General features: G+C 70.7%; 20 protein-coding genes and 1 pseudogene. 14 read left to right on the top strand and 7 right to left on the bottom strand.

The annotated features are described in order from the left end of the window. The first annotated feature begins 16 nt into the window (after window positions 1-16). Window positions 17-1,111 carry a winged helix DNA-binding domain-containing protein gene (locus CLT74_RS04280; protein ID WP_099845369.1) on the top strand — a complete coding sequence of 365 codons (1,095 nt, stop codon included), beginning with the start codon at window positions 17-19 and terminating at the stop codon, window positions 1,109-1,111. A gap of 213 nt (window positions 1,112-1,324) precedes the next feature. Here CLT74_RS04280 and CLT74_RS04275 read toward each other — a convergent pair. After that, a pseudogene (locus CLT74_RS04275) lies at window positions 1,325-1,636 on the bottom strand (sigma factor); the annotation flags it as partial. A gap of 310 nt (window positions 1,637-1,946) precedes the next feature. Between CLT74_RS04275 and CLT74_RS04270 the strand changes: the two are divergent. The 4 genes from CLT74_RS04270 to CLT74_RS04255 all read left to right on the top strand — a co-directional run bounded on the left by CLT74_RS04270 (window position 1,947) and on the right by CLT74_RS04255 (window position 4,439). Beyond that, window positions 1,947-2,351, top strand: a complete 405-nt coding sequence (locus CLT74_RS04270) for a winged helix-turn-helix transcriptional regulator (RefSeq protein ID WP_099845367.1) — start codon at window positions 1,947-1,949, stop codon at window positions 2,349-2,351. 194 nt (window positions 2,352-2,545) lie between these two features. Beyond that, entirely contained in the window at window positions 2,546-2,920 is a 375-nt protein-coding gene (locus tag CLT74_RS04265; RefSeq protein ID WP_099845366.1) for a cupin domain-containing protein, read from the top strand. A gap of 123 nt (window positions 2,921-3,043) precedes the next feature. Continuing rightward, window positions 3,044-3,490: an NUDIX domain-containing protein gene (locus CLT74_RS04260; RefSeq protein ID WP_099845365.1), complete on the top strand. Its 447-nt coding sequence runs from the start codon at window positions 3,044-3,046 to the stop codon at window positions 3,488-3,490. 16 nt (window positions 3,491-3,506) lie between these two features. Further along, on the top strand, window positions 3,507-4,439 hold the full coding sequence (locus tag CLT74_RS04255; RefSeq protein WP_099845364.1) for a phosphotransferase: 933 nt from the start codon (window positions 3,507-3,509) through the stop codon (window positions 4,437-4,439). Between the two features lie 30 nt (window positions 4,440-4,469). Here the strand turns inward: CLT74_RS04255 and CLT74_RS04250 are convergent, their stop codons facing one another. Together CLT74_RS04250 and CLT74_RS04245 are read right to left on the bottom strand one after the other, a co-directional pair. Further along, entirely contained in the window at window positions 4,470-5,000 is a 531-nt protein-coding gene (locus CLT74_RS04250; protein WP_099845363.1) for a GNAT family N-acetyltransferase, read from the bottom strand. A 45-nt stretch (window positions 5,001-5,045) separates the two neighbouring features. Further along, window positions 5,046-5,996: an aminoglycoside phosphotransferase family protein gene (locus CLT74_RS04245; protein ID WP_099845362.1), complete on the bottom strand. Its 951-nt coding sequence runs from the start codon at window positions 5,994-5,996 to the stop codon at window positions 5,046-5,048. Between the two features lie 162 nt (window positions 5,997-6,158). Here CLT74_RS04245 and CLT74_RS04240 point away from each other — a divergent pair, with 162 nt between their 5' ends. Together CLT74_RS04240 and CLT74_RS04235 are read left to right on the top strand one after the other, a co-directional pair. Next, complete coding sequence (locus CLT74_RS04240; RefSeq protein ID WP_099845361.1) at window positions 6,159-6,497, top strand: hypothetical protein; 339 nt, start codon at window positions 6,159-6,161, stop codon at window positions 6,495-6,497. 121 nt (window positions 6,498-6,618) lie between these two features. Further along, window positions 6,619-7,011, top strand: a complete 393-nt coding sequence (locus tag CLT74_RS04235) for a VOC family protein (protein WP_486581973.1) — start codon at window positions 6,619-6,621, stop codon at window positions 7,009-7,011. A gap of 58 nt (window positions 7,012-7,069) precedes the next feature. Here the strand turns inward: CLT74_RS04235 and CLT74_RS04230 are convergent, their stop codons facing one another. Continuing rightward, the gene (locus CLT74_RS04230) at window positions 7,070-7,297 is read right to left on the bottom strand and encodes a hypothetical protein (protein WP_099845360.1); all 228 of its coding nucleotides are present in this window, start codon (window positions 7,295-7,297) and stop codon (window positions 7,070-7,072) included. Between the two features lie 135 nt (window positions 7,298-7,432). Here CLT74_RS04230 and CLT74_RS04225 point away from each other — a divergent pair, with 135 nt between their 5' ends. The 7 genes from CLT74_RS04225 (at window position 7,433) to CLT74_RS04195 (ending at window position 13,647) form a co-directional block, all read left to right on the top strand. Next, complete coding sequence (locus tag CLT74_RS04225) at window positions 7,433-7,930, top strand: DinB family protein (RefSeq protein WP_099845359.1); 498 nt, start codon at window positions 7,433-7,435, stop codon at window positions 7,928-7,930. Between the two features lie 86 nt (window positions 7,931-8,016). After that, window positions 8,017-9,594, top strand: a complete 1,578-nt coding sequence (locus tag CLT74_RS04220; protein ID WP_099845358.1) for a CoF synthetase — start codon at window positions 8,017-8,019, stop codon at window positions 9,592-9,594. Window positions 9,595-9,596: 2 nt separating this feature from the next. Next, window positions 9,597-10,037: a DUF4188 domain-containing protein gene (locus CLT74_RS04215; RefSeq protein ID WP_099845357.1), complete on the top strand. Its 441-nt coding sequence runs from the start codon at window positions 9,597-9,599 to the stop codon at window positions 10,035-10,037. Then, window positions 10,034-11,119, top strand: a complete 1,086-nt coding sequence (locus tag CLT74_RS04210; RefSeq protein ID WP_099845356.1) for a hypothetical protein — start codon at window positions 10,034-10,036, stop codon at window positions 11,117-11,119. Before CLT74_RS04215 ends, CLT74_RS04210 begins: the two co-directional genes overlap by 4 nt. Continuing rightward, complete coding sequence (locus tag CLT74_RS04205) at window positions 11,120-12,079, top strand: nitroreductase (protein ID WP_099845355.1); 960 nt, start codon at window positions 11,120-11,122, stop codon at window positions 12,077-12,079. Window positions 12,080-12,226: 147 nt separating this feature from the next. After that, a complete protein-coding gene (locus tag CLT74_RS04200; RefSeq protein WP_099845354.1) occupies window positions 12,227-13,069 on the top strand; it encodes a PHP domain-containing protein in 843 nt (280 codons plus the stop codon). After that, entirely contained in the window at window positions 13,066-13,647 is a 582-nt protein-coding gene (locus tag CLT74_RS04195) for a histidine phosphatase family protein (protein WP_199172093.1), read from the top strand. The genes CLT74_RS04200 and CLT74_RS04195 overlap by 4 nt, the downstream gene beginning before the upstream one ends. A 116-nt stretch (window positions 13,648-13,763) precedes the next feature. Here the strand turns inward: CLT74_RS04195 and CLT74_RS04190 are convergent, their stop codons facing one another. From CLT74_RS04190 to CLT74_RS04180, 3 genes are all read right to left on the bottom strand, one after another. Beyond that, on the bottom strand, window positions 13,764-14,567 hold the full coding sequence (locus tag CLT74_RS04190; RefSeq protein WP_099845353.1) for an S-methyl-5'-thioadenosine phosphorylase: 804 nt from the start codon (window positions 14,565-14,567) through the stop codon (window positions 13,764-13,766). 62 nt (window positions 14,568-14,629) lie between these two features. Then, complete coding sequence (locus CLT74_RS04185) at window positions 14,630-16,018, bottom strand: hypothetical protein (protein ID WP_099845352.1); 1,389 nt, start codon at window positions 16,016-16,018, stop codon at window positions 14,630-14,632. Then, the gene (locus CLT74_RS04180; protein ID WP_486581972.1) at window positions 16,015-17,064 is read right to left on the bottom strand and encodes an NAD-dependent epimerase/dehydratase family protein; all 1,050 of its coding nucleotides are present in this window, start codon (window positions 17,062-17,064) and stop codon (window positions 16,015-16,017) included. Before CLT74_RS04180 ends, CLT74_RS04185 begins: the two co-directional genes overlap by 4 nt. Between the last annotated feature and the right edge of the window lie 123 nt (window positions 17,065-17,187).

The raw sequence follows: 17,187 nt of genomic DNA, 5'->3' as shown, positions 1-17,187 counted from the left end.
CGATAGCGTCACCGACATGAGTGTGCTGGACCGTCGTGCCCTCAACCGGGCGTTGCTGGCCCGTCAGCTCCTGTTGCAGCGGCACGACATGCCGGTCGCCGACGCCTTTGAGCACCTGGTGGGGTTGCAGGCGCAGGAGCCCCTGGAGCCCTACGTCGGGCTGTGGAGCCGACTGGCCGGCTTCCAGCCGTCGGCGCTGGCCGACCTGCTGCTGAGCCGCCAGGCGGTCCGCACCCTGCTGATGCGGCGCACCCTGCACCTGGTGACCGCCGGCGACTGCCTCGCACTGCGGCCGACGCACCAGGCGATGCTCGTCTCGCGTATGTGGTCGACGCTGCGCCGGGCGCTGCCCGGCGTCGACCTCGACGAGCTGGCGAAACTGGGCAGGCCGCTGTTCGAGGAGCAGCCGCGCATGCTGACCGAGGCGGCCCGCGTGGTCGCCCACAGGTGGCCGGGTGTGCAGGCGCGCACGTTGGGTGACGCGCTCAGCACGCTCCTGCCGCTCGTGCAGGTGCCACCCCGTGGTGTCTGGGGCGAGCGCGCCGCCGCGTACAACACCACGATCGAGGTGTGGCTGGGCCGCCCGTTGGCGCCGGAGTCGCCAGCCGCCGTCGACACGCTGGTCCTGCGCTACCTCGCCGCGTACGGCCCGGCGGCGACCGCCGACATCCGCGCCTGGTCCGGGTTGACCGGGCTGCGGGAGTCAGTCCAACGGTTGCGTCCGTCGTTGCGGACGTTCCGCGACGAGCGCGGCCGTGAGCTGCTCGACGTGCCCGACGGCGCGCTGCCCGACCCGCAGACCCCGGCGCCGCCGCGCTTCCTGCCGGCGTTCGACAACGCGGTGCTCGGCTACGACGACCGCAGCCGCGTCATCGACACCGAACATCGCGGGCTGAGCGTCACAGGTGCGCGTTTCCTGCTTGTCGACGGCCGGGTCTCGGGCACCTGGGCGGTCACCGTCGACGGCGGCGCGGCGACCCTGCGGATCACGCCGCTGCGCACGCTCACCACGGACGAGCGTGACACCGTCCTCGCCGAGGGCGAGAGCCTGCTGACCATGTTCCAGCCTGAGCCCCGGCACCCCAACCGCGTCTCGATCACTGACGCCTGACTCCGGGGTGGGCCTCGTAGCTGCCTGCCAGCGCTCGCCGCCCACGGCGTCGTCGAGGTCGGCCGCGTCCGGCCTCGGCTCCAACGGCCGGCGGACGCTGCGGTACTCGGACAATTGGTCGGTTGCGCCGGTCGGGGATTGCCCACGTATCAGGGCACGGCGGACCGCAGGCACAGTCGGGTAAAGCTGTGCCGTTCACCTTCGTGGCCGCCGTGCACGTTGCTTGGCGGTAAGGCGGGACAAGGCGCGGCGCAACGACAGTCGCAGCACCGTCTGCTCGGCGTGGTCGGCCTGGACCGCCGGCCGGTCCGGTACGTCACCGGCAAACGACTCGACGATGCGGCGCCGCCGCCAGCGCGACACCTGCAGGTGATACATCGTCTTGCGGGTGTACGCCTCGGCGTTACTCGTGGCGTCCAGATTCCGCCACGCGCGATGGGTGAGCCCGAGCGCGCTCCGGACGAGATCTTCAGCCAGGTGCTGATCACCGGTGAGCAGGTACGCCCAGCGAAGCAGCGACGACATGTAGCGGGGAAAGGTTGCCGGCGTGACACAGAGTTTCGCGGTGATGGCCCGAGGGTGCCGATCGCGGCGGCGCCGACACCAAGCCCGAACCAGGGACTTCGACGCAGGGCCTAGCTGACCAGCCACTGAGCGGCGAGTTCGGTGATGATTGCGCCGCCCCGGTCGTTGAGATGAACATGGTCGACGTGCAGTTCGCGTCCGCCGTTCCGGGCGACGTCATCCCAACTCCGACCGAACAGGTAGTGCTGGGTCGCCGCGCCGAAGGCCAGCGGGAAACTGAAGTCGTACAGTGCGGGGTCGAGGCACTTTCATGACCACAGGGAACACCGGTGTGCGTGGCTCGCTGCAGAACCAGCCGTTGCCGAATCCCATTCCGATGGAGGAGTACGAGCGCTGCCCGGTCACCGACGTACTGCGGCGGGTGACCGACAAGTGGACACTGCTGCTCCTCACCCTGCTCGGTCGGCGTCCGTACCGGTTCAACGAGTTGCATCGGGCGGTCGAGGGCATCAGCCACCGTATGCTCACCCGGACGCTACGGACGTTAAAGGGTGACGGCCTGATCGACCGTGAAGTGTTTCCGACGAAACCGCCGAGCGTCGAGTACCGGCTGACACCACTCGGCGTCAGCCTCCTGGAGCCACTCTCCGTGCTGGCCGACTGCGCGGTCGACCACCACAACGAGATCGTCGCGGCCCGTCACCGGCCCAGCTGAGCGCTACGGGCACAGTCGAACGGAGCGCAGATGATCACGAGAGTTTGGCACGGTTCTCATCACCAACGCGCAGGCATCCGTGCGGCTGGACAGTGTTCGGCGTCCGTCCGTCAAGGAGCTTGGGGCAACCTATCCTCGTTGAGAGGCACTCGCCCGAACATCTGCCGTCCTACGACGGCTCATTGGAGCCCACGATGAGCGAGAAAGACAGGCCCGAGGGAATCAGCGCCAACGCGGTTGAGGCCGCGCCGGGATTATGGCGCATAGATCTCCAGAAACACGACCTCAGTATTCCCGGGCGCGAGGTCATCCAGACCCGGGTGGAGTTCACCCCGGATTCACCGCCGTTCAAGCACTTCCATCCCGGCGAAGAGATCATCTGCGTCCTTCAGGGGGCGCTGGAGTACACGCTCGAAGGCCAGCCACCGAAGGTCTGCCACGTCGGGGACGCTCTGACCGTGCCCTACGGCGTCCACCATCAGGCGAAGAACGTCGGCGACGGTGTCGCGGTCGAACTGGCCACGTACGTGGTCGAGAAGGGCAAGCCGCTCCTCACGAGGGTGGACTGAGCCACTGACGCTTCCCCGACCTCATCGAGATCGGCCTGCGGCACGGCGTCGTCCGGCACCTCGGCGACTGAACAGTCACCACCGGAGCAGCACGCCCCTGGCGGTTGGACGTAGGGTCCGGGTGTGCCGACTGAGCCTTTCCGTGTCGCCGCCGCCGTGTACGGCATTCTCCGTGACCAGGGTCGGGTGTTGCTGATCCGCCGTGCGGCGACCGGCTACCGGGACGGTCAGCTCAGCCTGCCGGCCGGACACCTCGACGGCGGCGAGGATGCGGTCACCGGCCTCGTGCGGGAGCTACGGGAGGAGATCGGGGTCGAGGCTGATCCCCGCAGTTGCCGCCTTGCGCTGCTCATCCACTCCGCACCCGAGCACGCCGGCGATCGTGAGTACTTCCACCTGTTCTTCACGGTGGATCGCTGGATCGGCGAACCATTCATCGCGGAGCCCGGCAAATGCAGTGAGCTGTCCTGGGCGACGGCGTCAGCGCTGCCACCGGATCTCGCCGACTATGTGGCAGAGGCGCTGACGGCGACCGTCCGAGGCGAGAACCTGCTGTTGCGTGGGTGGTGAATCGAGGAGTACGCCCATGTTCGCGAGTAAGAGGCGACCGCGCTGGGCCGAACTGCCGGCGTCGGTGCGAGAGAGTATCGAGGAACTACTGGGTGATGCCGTGGCGTACGCGGAAAGTTGTGTCGGCGGCTTCTCGCCCGGCTTCGCCTCCCGACTCACCCTCCAGGGTGGCCACCGGGCCTTCGTCAAGGCGGTGGACGCACAGCTCTGGCCGATCGAGGCGGCGCACTACCGCGCCGAGGCGGCTGTCACTGGACGTCTGCCGGCAGGTATGCCTGTGCCGCGACTGTTGAACGTGCGGGACGACGGCCGGTGGGTGATCCTGGCTTTCGAGCAGGTCGACGGCGTCGCACCTGGGCAACCCTGGACGGCACCGCAGATCCGCCGGGTCGTCGCGCAGGCAGTCGCCTTTGCTCAGGCGGCCACACCGTCACCTGTCGAACTCCCCCGCGATCATCCACGGCTCGGCGGCTGGGCTGACCTCGCGCTCGACCAGCACGCCACCGCCCGGCTGCACACCGTCTCGACGTGGGCGTCGCACCACCTCGGTCGATTGACCTCGATCGAGCGGGAAGGGCTGCGAGCGGCGCAGGGCGACTCACTCGTGCACTGCGACCTGTACCCACACAACATCCTGGTCAGCGGCGACCACGTGGTGTTCGTCGACTGGCCGCATGCCCGGCTCGGTGCCCCCGTCATCGACCTCATCGGGCTGCTGACCGGTCTGGCCGCCGACGGCATCGATCCCGAGCCGTACCTCCATCCGGCCTTGCCGGCACTGAACTGCCCACCGACCACATTCGACGCGATCCTCGCCGCGCACACCGGCTTCCTGATGGCGGGCGCGCTGGCACCGATGCCAACCGGGCTGGAAGCCATCGGCGCCGAGAAGCTCCGTCTCGCAACCGCGGCAACCCGGTGGCTACAGCGACGTCGCCCCCTCCCGTGACAACGCAGGCCGTCGTCGCGTCCTCGCCGATCAGTCGGCCAGCTTCTCGAAGAGTTCGTTGGTCGTGTCGTAGTACCTCGTTGTCCGGCCGAGGGCGGTCATGCCGAGCCGCCGGCAGACCGCCTGGGAGGCATGGTTGTCCGGATTCGTTACCGCGATGATCCTCGTCAGACCTCGGCCGAACGCGTCGTCCAGCACAGCCGCCGCTGCTTCGGTGGCGTAGCCGTGCCCCCAGGCGTCCGGATGCAGGTGCCAACCGATCTCGACGTCGGCCGGCCCGCCGGCAGGTTCGCCAGCCGACAGGGGAATCGGCTTGAGCAGGAGGTTTCCTACCAACCGGCGGTGCGCCGCGATGGTGATGGCCCAGATCCCGTGGATCGGATCGTCGACGGCGCGTCGGCGCGCGATCGAGGCGAGAGCTTCCTCTCGGCTGTTCATGATTGTCGGCCGCGCGCCGATGAACCGCACGACCTCCCAGCGCGACTCGAGGTCCAGGAGGAAGTCGACGTCCTCGTCATGCCAGGGGCGCAGCAGCAGGCGGTCGCTCGCGATGGTGCGCATCCGATCCAACCTAGTACGCCAACCGGGGGCGTGCCGGGGTGCGCGTCACAGGTACGGGCGCGGCTCACCGACGGCGTCGGCTGCGTATTCGGAGAGTATCTCGGCGAGGATGCGGTGCGCGTTCGCGAACTCTTCGGTGTCCTCCGGATCTTCGACCGTGTAGGAGCAGGTGACGAGGGTTTTCCAGAGCGCCCAGCCACGTCCGCGCGCCCACGTCGCGTCATCCACCGACAGTCGCGTGCGGAATGCCTGCCGGCCGTCGGCGGTCAGCAACGTCCAGGCGATCGCCAGATCGCAGGCCGGGTCACCGACGCCGCACGTCCCGAAGTCGATGACGGCCGCCAACTGGCCGTCAGCGAGGAGCAGGTTTCCCTGGGCGACGTCGCCGTGGAACCACCTGTCGACACCGTCCCAGCGGGCGCCGAGTGCCCTCGCCCAGATCTCGCGCACCAGTCCGGCGTCGACGCGGTCGCCCAACTCCGCGAGCGCACGCTCAACCTCCCTGTCGTAGGTGCGCAGGGTGGCGCCCCGGAACCAGTTGTGGACACCCGGCTGAGGGCCGTCAGCGGCGTCGACGCCCCGCAGGGCCGCCAGGAACTCGGCAAGGTCGACCGCGAATCGCACCGGGTCGGCGATGCGGTCCAGGCCGGCCGGCTCGCCGTCGAGCCACCGGTAGATCGACCACGGGTAGGGATAACTCGCGTCCGGCTCGCCTTTGGCCACCGGGGTGGGGATGGGCAGCGGCAGCCGAGCGGCGAGAGCCGGGAGCCAGCGGTGTTCCTTGTCGACAGCCAAGGCGTACTCGGCCGCGCTGGGCAGCCGTACCAGCATGTCGGGGCCGAGGTGGAAGGTCCAGTTGTCCCAGCCGCCGTCGACCACCGGTGCGATCGGGAGGTCCGCCAGGTGCGGGAACTGGTCGCTGACGAGCCGACGTACCTGTTCCGCGTCGACGGTGACGCGCTGCGGCACGGGACCGAGATCCGGAACATCACTCACTGAGCCGTCCTCGTCCGACAATCGACCTGTTGTTCAACTATGTCATCGCATGGCTTTCGGTTGGCACGAAGGCATCCTGCCCAGCGTCCACGCGTCCAGGGTCCCCGCCCATCCGAACGTGACGTACGGTGCGGTGGCACCCGGTTGTCGGTGGGGGTCGTCATGGATGAGCAGGACTTCTGGGTACGGCTGGAGTTCCGCGTCTGCGCGGAGTTCCAGGGCTTCGAGGACCGGCACCTTCGCTGGTACTGGTGCGATGGCCTGGTGGCCGAGGAGTACGAACTGCTGGCCGCCGAGCCGTGTATCCGTGGCCGGGCCTGGTGCGGGCCCAGCGGACAGGAGCCTTGGCGGTTCGTGCTGCACATCGGCCGGGGCGCGCGAACGCGTGCGGAGATCCCTTGGGCGGCGCTGCTGCCCAGCGAGCGGGCAACAGGATGGCTGTCACCCGATCCAGGAAGCAGGACCCTGCTGATGAGCCCTCTGGTCGGCTGTCCCGAATAACACGTCGAAGCTGGGACGATCGTCGCGTCGACGGCCACCGCTCGGGCTGTCGGCTCCGCCAGGCATCGCAGCCCGGGTCAGCCCGGTGGACCCCGGTTCTGTGCGACAGTGGTTCGTGCTGTTGAGCAGGTACGACCTCAGGGCGTCGATCGCGGTGTCCGACATCCACCGGGCCGTCGCGTTCTACGAAGGCAAGCTCGGCCTTCAGGCGTTGCAGTCCGGCCCCAGCGCCCACATCGCCGACGGCAGCCGGATCTATGGTTGCGGCGGCCGGCCGGCACTGAATGTCTACCAGTCGGTCACTGCCGGTAAAAGCCCGGCGACCCTGGCGACCTGGTACGTCGACGACATCGACCAGGTCGTCGACGAGCTCGTCGCGTCCGGCGTCGAGATCATCAGGTACGACCAGTTGGACCATGACGCCAGGGGAATCACCGCTCGGGCTGGCGGCGGACGCATCGCCTGGTTCCAGGATCCGGACGGCAACACCTTCGCCCTCGAAGCCGACACCTGACGACCCGGCGCGCGACCGGGCCCACGCGACCGCTCCGCAGCCGCCACGCCAACGCGCCCTACCGGCTCCGGTTGCGGGGATGCTTCTTGGCCGTCCGCTCGTTGCCGTGTTTGTAGTTGCCGGTGACGCGCGCCATCAACTCCTGCGGGTCCTCGGTGTTGACGTCGATCAGGAACCGGGCCGCGGCGGCGCCCCGAAGCACGCCGGCAGGCCGGCCGTGATGGAGCAGTTCGACGTCTCCGTTCTTGCGGAGGCGGTAGGTGAATCCCTCAGGTGCACCGGGCATCGCCGTATCGTCCTCGCAGGCAGCGCCGGACGCGATCGAATTACGCTGCCGCCCGGTGCCGCCTCGGTCGCCGCACCGGGCCCGCCGCCGGCGATGCCGCTTCCGGCCTCCTACCGAGGGTGGGATGCTTCGGCCATGGTTTCCTTCCCACCCACCTTCGCCGAACACGTCGTCGCACAGCCGGCCAAGGCCCAGTTCGAGGCGTTCATCGACGAGCACCGCAGGGCGCTCACCAACTGCCTGGACGGGCTGACCGAGGAACAGGCGCGCCGGTCGTTGGTGGCCTCCCGGACCACGCTGCTGGGTCTGGTGAAGCACGCGACCTTCGTGGAGAAGGTCTGGTTCGACGAAGCCGTCACCTGCCGGTCGCGGGCTGAGATCGGCATCCCGGCGACGCCGGACGACTCGTTCATTCTCGATGACGGTGACACGATCGCCAGTGTCCAGCACGGGCACCGCGAAGCCTGCGAGGCGTCACGCCAGGCGACGTCGTCCCTGGGCCTGGACGACATGCTGCGCGGCAACCGGCGGGGCCCGTTGCCGCTGCGGTGGGTGTATCTGCACGTGCTGCGCGAACTCGCCCAGCACTGTGGGCACGCCGATATCCTCCGCGAGCAGCTGCTCGACGAGTAACCCGTGAAGCCGGCTGGGTAGGGGTACTCAGCGGCCACCGTGTGCGGGCTCAGGTGTCGACGCGGCGACGTGGACACGATGTCGTCATGGCCGAACTGCCACACCGACACATCGCTCTGCGTACCGCCGATTCGCCGTTGCCGGCCACTGTCGCGCGCGGCCGGCAGGCCATCCTGGCGGCTCTCGGCAGGCTGGTCGCCGCGCTGAGCCGGCTCGTCGGCCGCCACCCCGCCGGGTGGCGCTGGCTGGCGCGGCGGCACCATCCGTTCCTGGACCGGCTGGCCGATGCGAACGCACAGGCGACATGCGTACGAGCCGCCCGGCTGGTGCCCGCCTACCGGGCCTTCCTGCGCGCCCGTCCCGCCGGTGCCCGCCGCCGGTTGGGCGACTTTCCGGAGACCGACAAGCTCGGCTACGTGACGGCCTACGACGCCGCCGAGCGCTGCTGGCGGGGACGGCTGCCCACCCGTGGGGTGGTGGTCGACGAGTCGGCCGGCTCGTCCGGTCAGCCGTTCAACTGGCCTCGCGGGGACCGGGAACTGCGCGCGGTGCACCGCGACGTCGCCGGCTACACCGGCCTGGTGTTTCCGATGCGCCGGCCGTTCGTCATCAACGCCTACTCGATGGGCGCCTGGGCGACCGGGACGACGACCGGCGCCGCGATGGCCCGGATCGCCGTGGTGAAGAACACCGGCCCGGACCTCGGGAAGATCGTCGACACGCTCCGCGAGTTCGGTCCCGAGTTCGACTACCTGGTGACCGCCTACCCACCGTTCCTCAAGCACCTGCGCGATCGGCTCGACGCCGAGGGCTTCCCCTGGTCGCGGTACCGCATCTTCGCCAACTGCGGCGGCGAGGGGATGACCGAGGCGCTGCGCGACTACCTGGAGCAGCGGTTCGCGCTCGTGCGTTCGGCGTACGGGGCTTCGGACCTGACGATCGGTATCGGCGCGGAGACCCGGTTCACGGTGTGGCTGCGGCGGCGGTTGCAGACCGACCGCGGCCTGCGGACCGCGCTGCTCGGCGCCGACGAGCAGCGGCTGCCGATGGTGTTCCAGTACAACCCGTTCACCACCTACCTGGAAACCAACGAGCGACGCGAGCTGGTCTGCACGGTGACCGGCGACGTGTTGCAACCCCGGTTGCGCTACAACGTCGGCGACGAGGCGCTGCTGGTGCCGTACCGGCGGATCATCGAGCTGGCGCAGGCCGACCCGGTACGCGGCGCCGAGCTGCGCACCGCCGTCCAGGTCGAGCGGATGACCCTGCCGGTGCTGTTGCTGTTCGGCCGGCGCGACTCCACTGTCTCCTACCTGGGGGCCAACCTCTACCCCCAGGACGTCGAGTACGGCCTCTACACCGGCAATCCGTACGCCGCTGAGATCAACCGCTTCTGTCTGACGTTGGTCGAGGACGCGGCGCTGGAGACCCGGCCGGTGATCCACCTCGAACTGCGTCGCCCGTTGGCCGCCGCGCAGCGCGACGCGCTCGCCGCCGCCTGCCGCAACGGGGTACGCCGGCACCTCACCTCGGTCTCGCGGGACTTCGCCCAGTCCCTCGTGGAGGACCCGACCGCCGGTGACCTGCGGGTGGAGCTGCACGAACCCGGCACTGGCCCGTTCGCCGGCCAGCAGAAGATCAAGAATGTCTACCTGGTGAGGTGACCATGCGTACCCGTGACTTCTCCCGCGCTCCCGCCCAGGCCCGCGCCGGTGCCATGTTCATCGGCGGGACCCGTTACGCCAGTCCCCTGGTGCTGCTGCGGCTGGCGCCGGCCTGGTTCCGGATGGTCCGTGACATGCGCCGGATGTCCGGCTACTGCTGGCACACGGTCTACTGGCAGTTCCCGTTGACCCTCGGCACGATCGCGTTCTTCACCGACCGCGACGCGATGCTGCGCTTCGCCCGTACCCGCCATCACCGGCGGTTGATGGTCTGGTTGACCGACGGCACCCGCAACGCGACAGCCGGGTTCATCCGGCTCTACAGCGCCGCTCCGGACGGATACTCCAACGGCGCGTGGCGGGCCGAAGGCCCGGAGATGGGACACATCACGACCTTCACCCCGCTGGGCGCGGAGACGACCGGGCCGGTGGTCCGGCGATGAGCAGCCACCGGTTCGAACGCGTCACCGGCCGTCGTGACCTGCGGCAGTTCCTGACCTTCGCCGACCGGCTGTACGCCGACGAACCGCGTCACGTACCTGTCCCCCGGCGGCAGATCCGGCGGTGGTGGCGCGACGGTGTGCCGCTGTACCTGCTGCGCGACGCCGCCGGCACGGTGGTCGCCCGCACCACCCTGCACACCGACCCGGCCTTCGACGCCAAGCTCGGCCGCCGGTGCCAACTGTTCGGGCTGACCGAGTTCACCGCGCCGGCCGCCCGACCGCTGTTCGACGCGCTGAACGCGCACGCCGATGCCGACCGGGACCTGCTGTTCGGTCCGGTGGCGTTGCTGCCCAACCAGGCCGGCGGGGTGATCACGTCCGGCTACCCCGAACGGGGCTTCGTCGACAGCGCCTGGAACCCACCGCGCTACGTGGCCGCCTACGAGGCGTACGGATTCCACCGCCGGTTCGAGTCGGACACCTGGATCTGCCCGGTGACCGCACCGACCCGCCCGGTGCCGGCCTCGGCGCGCATCGAGCCGGACGGTGCCCGACTCGAACTGCACCACGGTGACGTCGGGCGGCTCGACGAGCAGCTCGACCTGCTGCGCGGGATGCTCAACGCCTCCTTCGCCCAACTCGGCTACTACACCCCGATCTCCGCCGCGCAACTGCGGCGGCAGACCGACGGGCTGGCGTACCTGCTCGACGAGTCACTGCTGCTCTACCTGACCCGCGACGGCCAGCCGGTGGCGTTCGTGCTCTGTGTACCTGACATCAGCGAGTTCCTGGTCGCGGTCCGCGGCGACCTGCACCTGGTCAACCAGCTACGGCTGCTGGCCACTCGGCATCGCTACCGGCGGGAGGCGGTGCTCATCGTCAAGGGCGTGCTCCCGCAGTACCAGGGACGCGGCTACCAGCGGCTGCTCTCCGCGCACCTGCACCGCAACCTGCACATCGCCGGCTACACGACGCTGCGCAGCACCTACGTCGGGCGGGACAACCCGGCGTCGACCGCCCAGTACCGGCGGCTCGGCGGTCGTCCGCTGCACGGGTACACGTTCTACGCCAAGGAGCGGTAGGTGGACCACACCGCGTTTCGTGCGCTGGAGCCGTTGTGCTGGCGGGCGCCGAGCGCGCACAACACCCAGCCGTGGCGGCTGCGCCACGAGCCCGGAGCCGTCCACGTCGGGTGGGACCCGGCCCGTACGCTGCCGGCGGCCGACCCCACCGGACGGGACCTGCGACTGTCGCTCGGCGCGTTCGTCGAGACCTGTCTGATCGTCGCCGCCGACGCGGGCCTACGACTGGAGTACGTCGCCGAGTACGACGAGCGGCACCACCGGGTGGGTTGGCTGCGGCCCGCTCCGCACCGCTACCCGACGCCCTTCCGCATCGCCGACGTGTGGCAGCGCCGTACCGACCGGGGCACCTTCGTCGCCGGGCCCGAGCAGGACACGCTCGCGACGCTCGACGCGGTCGCCCGGCAGGCCGGCGGCGACGTCCGCGCCGTGCCGGATCCGGGTCGCCTCGGTGTCCTGCTCCGGGCCGCCGACCGGCGGGTGTACGCGGACCCGGCGGTCGTCGCCGAGCTGCGCCGCTGGCTGCGGCTGAGTCCGACGCATCCGGACTACCACGCCGACGGACTCAACGACAGCTGCCTCGCGTTGTCCCGGCCCACCGCGACCGGGCTACGCGCGGCGCTGGCCGCGTACCCGGTGCTCCGGCCGCTGGGGTTACCGAGGCTGCTCGCCGCCGCCGACGACCCGCTCGCACGCGGCGGCGCGGTGCTGGTCCTGGTCGGCCCGGCGGATCTCGACCGCCCCGGTCAGGTCGAGTTCGGCCGGGTGCTGCTGCGGGTCTGGCTGGCCCTGCACACCGCCGGGCTGGCAGCGCATCCGCTGAGCCAGCTCATCGACGTCGCCGCCACCCGGACGGCGCTCGGTGCGCTGCTGGACGTCGCACCGGAGCGGCTGTTGCACGTGGCCCGGGTGGGTCGGCCCACGCGTCCGGCGCCCCGTTCGGCGCGCCGGCTCGGCTGATCTGACCGCAACCCGAGTCACGGCAGCAGGGGTACGGTCACCGTGTTGGCCGTAGCTCCTTCCCATGCGCGGCAGGATGCCCGTCACAGATGAAAATGGGCAGTTGCCGACCGCGCCTGACCCCCCGGCGACAGCGGAGGTCCTCTGATGCCGTTACCCCCGGACAGTCACGTGCACAGCGAGTGGTCGTGGGACACCGCGGTCGGTGACATGGAAGGGTCGTGCGTGCGGGCCATCGAGCTCGGATTGCCGGCGATCGCTTTCACCGAGCACCTGGACCACACCGTGTGGCGTGTCGCGACCGAAGGCCCGTACGTCTCGGACCACCTCACGGCGCTGGCCGACGCGAGCGGGATGCTGACGCCGCCCGCGTTCGATGCCGCCGGATATCTGGCAGCGGTGGCACGCTGCCGGGAACGGTTTCCCCAGCTGCGCATCCTCAGCGGTCTCGAGCTGGGCGAGCCCCACCGCCACGCCGATCAGATCGCGGGGGTACTGGCCACCGGCCGGTTCGACCGCCTCCTCGGGTCCCTGCACAGCCTCCCCGATCGGGATGGCTTCGCCGAGCCCTGGGCGATCTACCCACACCGGGATCCCCACGATCTGGTCCGCGCGTACCTCGCCGATGTCGCCACGATGGTCACGACAAACGACATGTTCTCCGTGCTGGCGCACATCGACTATCCGGTCCGCTCCTGGCCGGCCGACGACGTCGGTCCCTTCGACCCCACCGTCTTCGAAGCGGAGTTCCGCGAGACGTTGCGGGTGACCGCGCTGTCCGGTCGGGCTCTGGAAGTCAACACCCGGCTGCCGTTGCACCCGACCGTGCTCAGCTGGTGGCACGAGGAAGGTGGCGACGCGATCACCTTCGGTAGCGACGCACATCTGCCCGCCTTCGTCGGACACGGCTTCCGGGAGGCCGCGCAGCTGGCGGAGGCACACGGCTTCAGACCCGGCAGAAGCCCCCACGACCTGTGGGGTCGGGGGTGAGCGGCATCCCGACGCCGACCGAGATTGTGCTGGTCCGGCACGCCCGGTCCGTCCCCCCGACCGCCGACGGTCCGGACGAGTTCACCCGCCCGCTGACCACGGACGGGCTGCGGCAGGCACAGGAGCTGGTGGCGGTGCTCACCGAGCCGCGACCGGCGGCGGTGTGGTCCAGCCCGTACCGGCGCGCGATCCAGACCGTCCAGCCGACAGCCGACGCGCTCGGCCTGCCCGTACGCACCATGGTGGAGCTGCGCGAGTGGGACGACGGCCTCTCCTTCACCGAGGTCTGGGAGTCGCATTACGTCAGGAGTTGGGCGGACCTGTCCTACGCGCGCCCGGGCGGCGAGAGCCTCGAACAGCTCAGCATCCGTGCCGTCGATGCCGTTCGGACGCTCGTACGCCACAATCGTGGCCGGGTCGTTCTCGTCGGCAGCCACGGCACCTTCATCTGCCGGACGTTGGCCGGTTTCGGCGTGCCGGTCAGCTGGGCCACGGTGCGGCAGATGCCGATGCCCGCCATCTACCGACTTCGCTTCACCGACCCGAGCACCCGTCCCGAGGTGTGCGGTTGGACCTGATCGCCTCGGCCCGGCCTCGACCGGTCACCGACACGTCCGGCTCAACCAGCCTGCCCCACGGGTCGGAGCAGGCCGGCTGAGCCGGGCGGACGAGGTTCCCGGCGTAGCCCCGCAGGTCAGGGCAGCTCGAACGGGAGGGTGATGCCGTCCAGGCTGTGCGGACAGGGGCAGTCCCGCTCGGCCGGGAGCGCGGCGACCGCGTCGAGCAGCAACCCGCGCAGCCGCTCGGTGTTCTCGCCGAAGACCCGGAACACCTCCTGCTGGGTCACCCCGTGACCGCTCTCCACGCCGGCGTCCAGATCGGTCACCAGGGCGATCGCGCTGTAGCAGAGGGCCAGTTCCCGGGCGAGAACCGCCTCCGGGTGGCCGGTCATGTTGATGACCGCCCCGCCGACCGCCGCGTACCACCGGGATTCGGCGCGGGTGGAGAAGCGCGGCCCCTCCACCACCACCATGGTGCCGCCGTCGTGCGCGGGCACCGACCGGCCGGTGGCAGCCGTCAGCAGGGTACGCCGCCCGCTCGGGCAGTACGGGTCGGCGAAGGAGAGGTGCACCGCACCCTGCTCGTAGTACGTCTGCACCCGGCCGCTGGTCCGGTCGATGAGCTGATCGGGTACCACGAACGTGCCGGGCCCGAGGTCCGGCCGCAGGCCACCGACGGCGCACGGCGCGAGCACCTGGCGTACCCCGAGCGACCGCAGCGCCCACAGGTTGGCCCGGTAGGGAATCCGGTGCGCAGGATGCCTGTGGTCCCGGCCGTGCCGAGGGAGGAACGCCACCGTACGGCCGCCGACGTCGGCGATCGTCACCGTGTCGGAGGGCGCACCGTACGGTGTCTCGACGACGTGTTCGGTGGCGCCGTCGAGCAACGCGTAGAGACCCGAGCCGCCGATGACGGCGAGTTCCGCAGATGGGGACACGTTTCACCTTCCAGTTGTCGAAGCCGCCTGACCGCCGTGGCGCGGGCGCGTGGCGCACCGCCCTACCACGCCGTCAGGAGCAGGTGGTTGATCACGAGGGCCACCGTTGCCTGCGCGGTGAGCCAGGTGCGGCGGCCGGTGACGGGAATCAGCGCGGCGCCGGCCATGAGCCATCCGGTGAAGGGCAACCAGATGCGTTCGACCTCGGCCTTGCTGTAGCCGGACAGGTCCGCGGCGACGATCGCCGTCGCAGCGGCAACGGGCAGCAGCCAGGAGGCGTACCCGACGGTGCCGTGTTGCGGTCGCCGCAGACCCTCGCCCGGCCGCAGCGACGAGACCGCCTGCCCTCCGGCGACCGCGGCGCGGCGGAGGATGACGGCGGCCGCCGGGCCGGCGGCGACGGCGAGGATCGCGAGGTTGGCCCAGACCCAGTAGCCGTACGCGCGTCGGCTGGCGATGCCCTGGTAGTAGCGTTCGACGACCAGGTGATAGCCGGTCAGCCAGTCGAAGCCGGCAGCCGTGAACCCGCCGACGACAAGTGCCGCGCCCCCGAGCGCCCACCAGACGGCGGACCGGTGCCGGTGGCCCAGGATCATCACCGCCACCGCGATCGGGACCATCAGCACCAGTCCGTAGGAGAGGTAACAGCCGAAACCCAGCAGCGCGCCACCGGCGAGCGCGCCGGCCGCACTGCCCCGGGTGACGCCGTAGGCCAGCAGCGCGACGCCGGTGGCGGTCACCCCGGCGAACAGGCCGTCGGCGGACACTCCCGACCACACCGCGCCCGGAAACAACGCCGCGAACGGCAGTACGGCCCGCGCCGCGTCGTCGGTGCCGAGCAGCCGCACGGTGTGCGGCACGGCGACGGCGGTGAGCGCCGCCGTCAGGATGCACAGCGCCCCGGCCCAACCGCCGCCGCTCAGCCCGACCCGGTCGAGCCAGACGAACACCAGCAGCGCCGCGGGCGGATGGCCGGACACGTGGGTGGTCCAGGAGTCCGGCTGGAAGTCGAGGATCCGGGTGGTGAATGCGCCGAGCATGGCGGGGATGTCGGTGACACCGGGCACCTCGTGCAGGTACTCGTGGTCGGTGGTCAGCCGGCCGGCGACGCCGCGCTGCCAGCCGTCCACGAGGGCCAGGGACAGTGTCCAGGCCACCGCCGTGGCGTAGGACAGGACGAGCAGCCGCCGCCAGGACAGCCGCGCCGCCAGCGCGGGTCCGCGCCAGCAGACCAGGACCGCCACCACCACCGCCGGCGGGGTGCCGAGGCCGACGTGCGGCCGCCAGTGCGCGTACAACGGCGCCGCACTCGCGTACACCGGACGGCCCAGCAGGTAGAGCAGGCCGCCGACACCAGCGGCGGCGGCGAACAGCCCGACGGCGACCAGGACGGCGATCACGTCGGCCCGTTCGGTGTCGCGCCGCAGTCGGGCGAGCAGCGCCGTCCTCATCCGCGCAGCGGTGCGTGGGCGAACTGCCGGACTCCGTCGGCGAGGCCGACCGCCGCACGGAACCCGAGTTCGGCCTGGGCACGGGCCGGTGAGGCGACCACGTGGCGCACGTCGCCGAGCCGGAACTCGCCGGTCACCACCGGCGCCGGCCCGCCGGCGGCCCGGGCGAGTTCGGCGGCCATCTCGCCGATGCTCGCGGGGCGGCCGGAGGCGATGTTGTACGCGCGCCAGCCGGTGCGCGTGCCGGTCGCCGTCACCGCGGCGAGATTGGCCGCCGCCACGTCGTCGACGTGGACGAAGTCACGTCGCTGGTGGCCGTCCTCGAACACGCGCGGGGCCCGTCCCGCCGCCAACGCGGACCGGAAGATCGCCGCGACGCCGCTGTACGGCGTGTCGCGCGGCATGCCGGGCCCGTACACGTTGTGGTACCGCAACGCCACCACGGTGCCACCGGTCTGCCGGCACCAGGCCGCCGTGAGGTGCTCCTGGGCGACCTTGGTGGCGGCGTACACGCTGCGCGGGTCCAGCGCTGCGCCCTCGTCGACGAGTCCCGGCTCCAGGGCGGTGCCGCAGGCGGAGCAGGCCGGCTCGAACCGCCCGGCGGCCAGGTCGGTGGCACCGCGTGGGGCGGGGCGTACCGCACCGTGCCGGGCGCACCGGTAGGCACCCTCGCCGTAGACCACCATCGAGCTGGCCAGCACGAGTCGGTGGATGTCCGCGCGGTCCATCTCGGCCAGGAGCACGGCGGTGCCGAGATCGTTGCAGCCGACGTACTCGGGCAGGTCGTCGAGGTCCACCCCGAGCCCGACCATGGCCGCCTGGTGCACGACCACGTCGACGCCGACCAGGGCGTCGGCGACAGCGGACCGGTCGCGCAGGTCGACCCGGCGCAGCGGGGCACCGTCCACCGCCGCCGGCAACGGCGCACGGTGCGCCCCCGGATGGCCAACGTCCACCACCGACACCTGATGACCGGCGCGGTGCAGCGCGGCGACGACATGGGTCCCGATGAAGCCGGCTCCGCCGGTGACGAGTACGTGGGTCACGGCGCCGACGCTAGAACCAGCCAGGCACCGGAAGCAGCCGTGACGGGCAGCCGTCAGCGTCTCGTAAGACTTCATCATCGGCTGGTAATACCTGACCCGCCCGATCCTGATTAGCGTCCGCGA

This window comes from Verrucosispora sp. CNZ293, from assembly GCF_002754655.1.
Note: the sequence above shows the minus strand (reverse complement) of the source record. Positions and strands in the feature narration are given on the sequence as shown.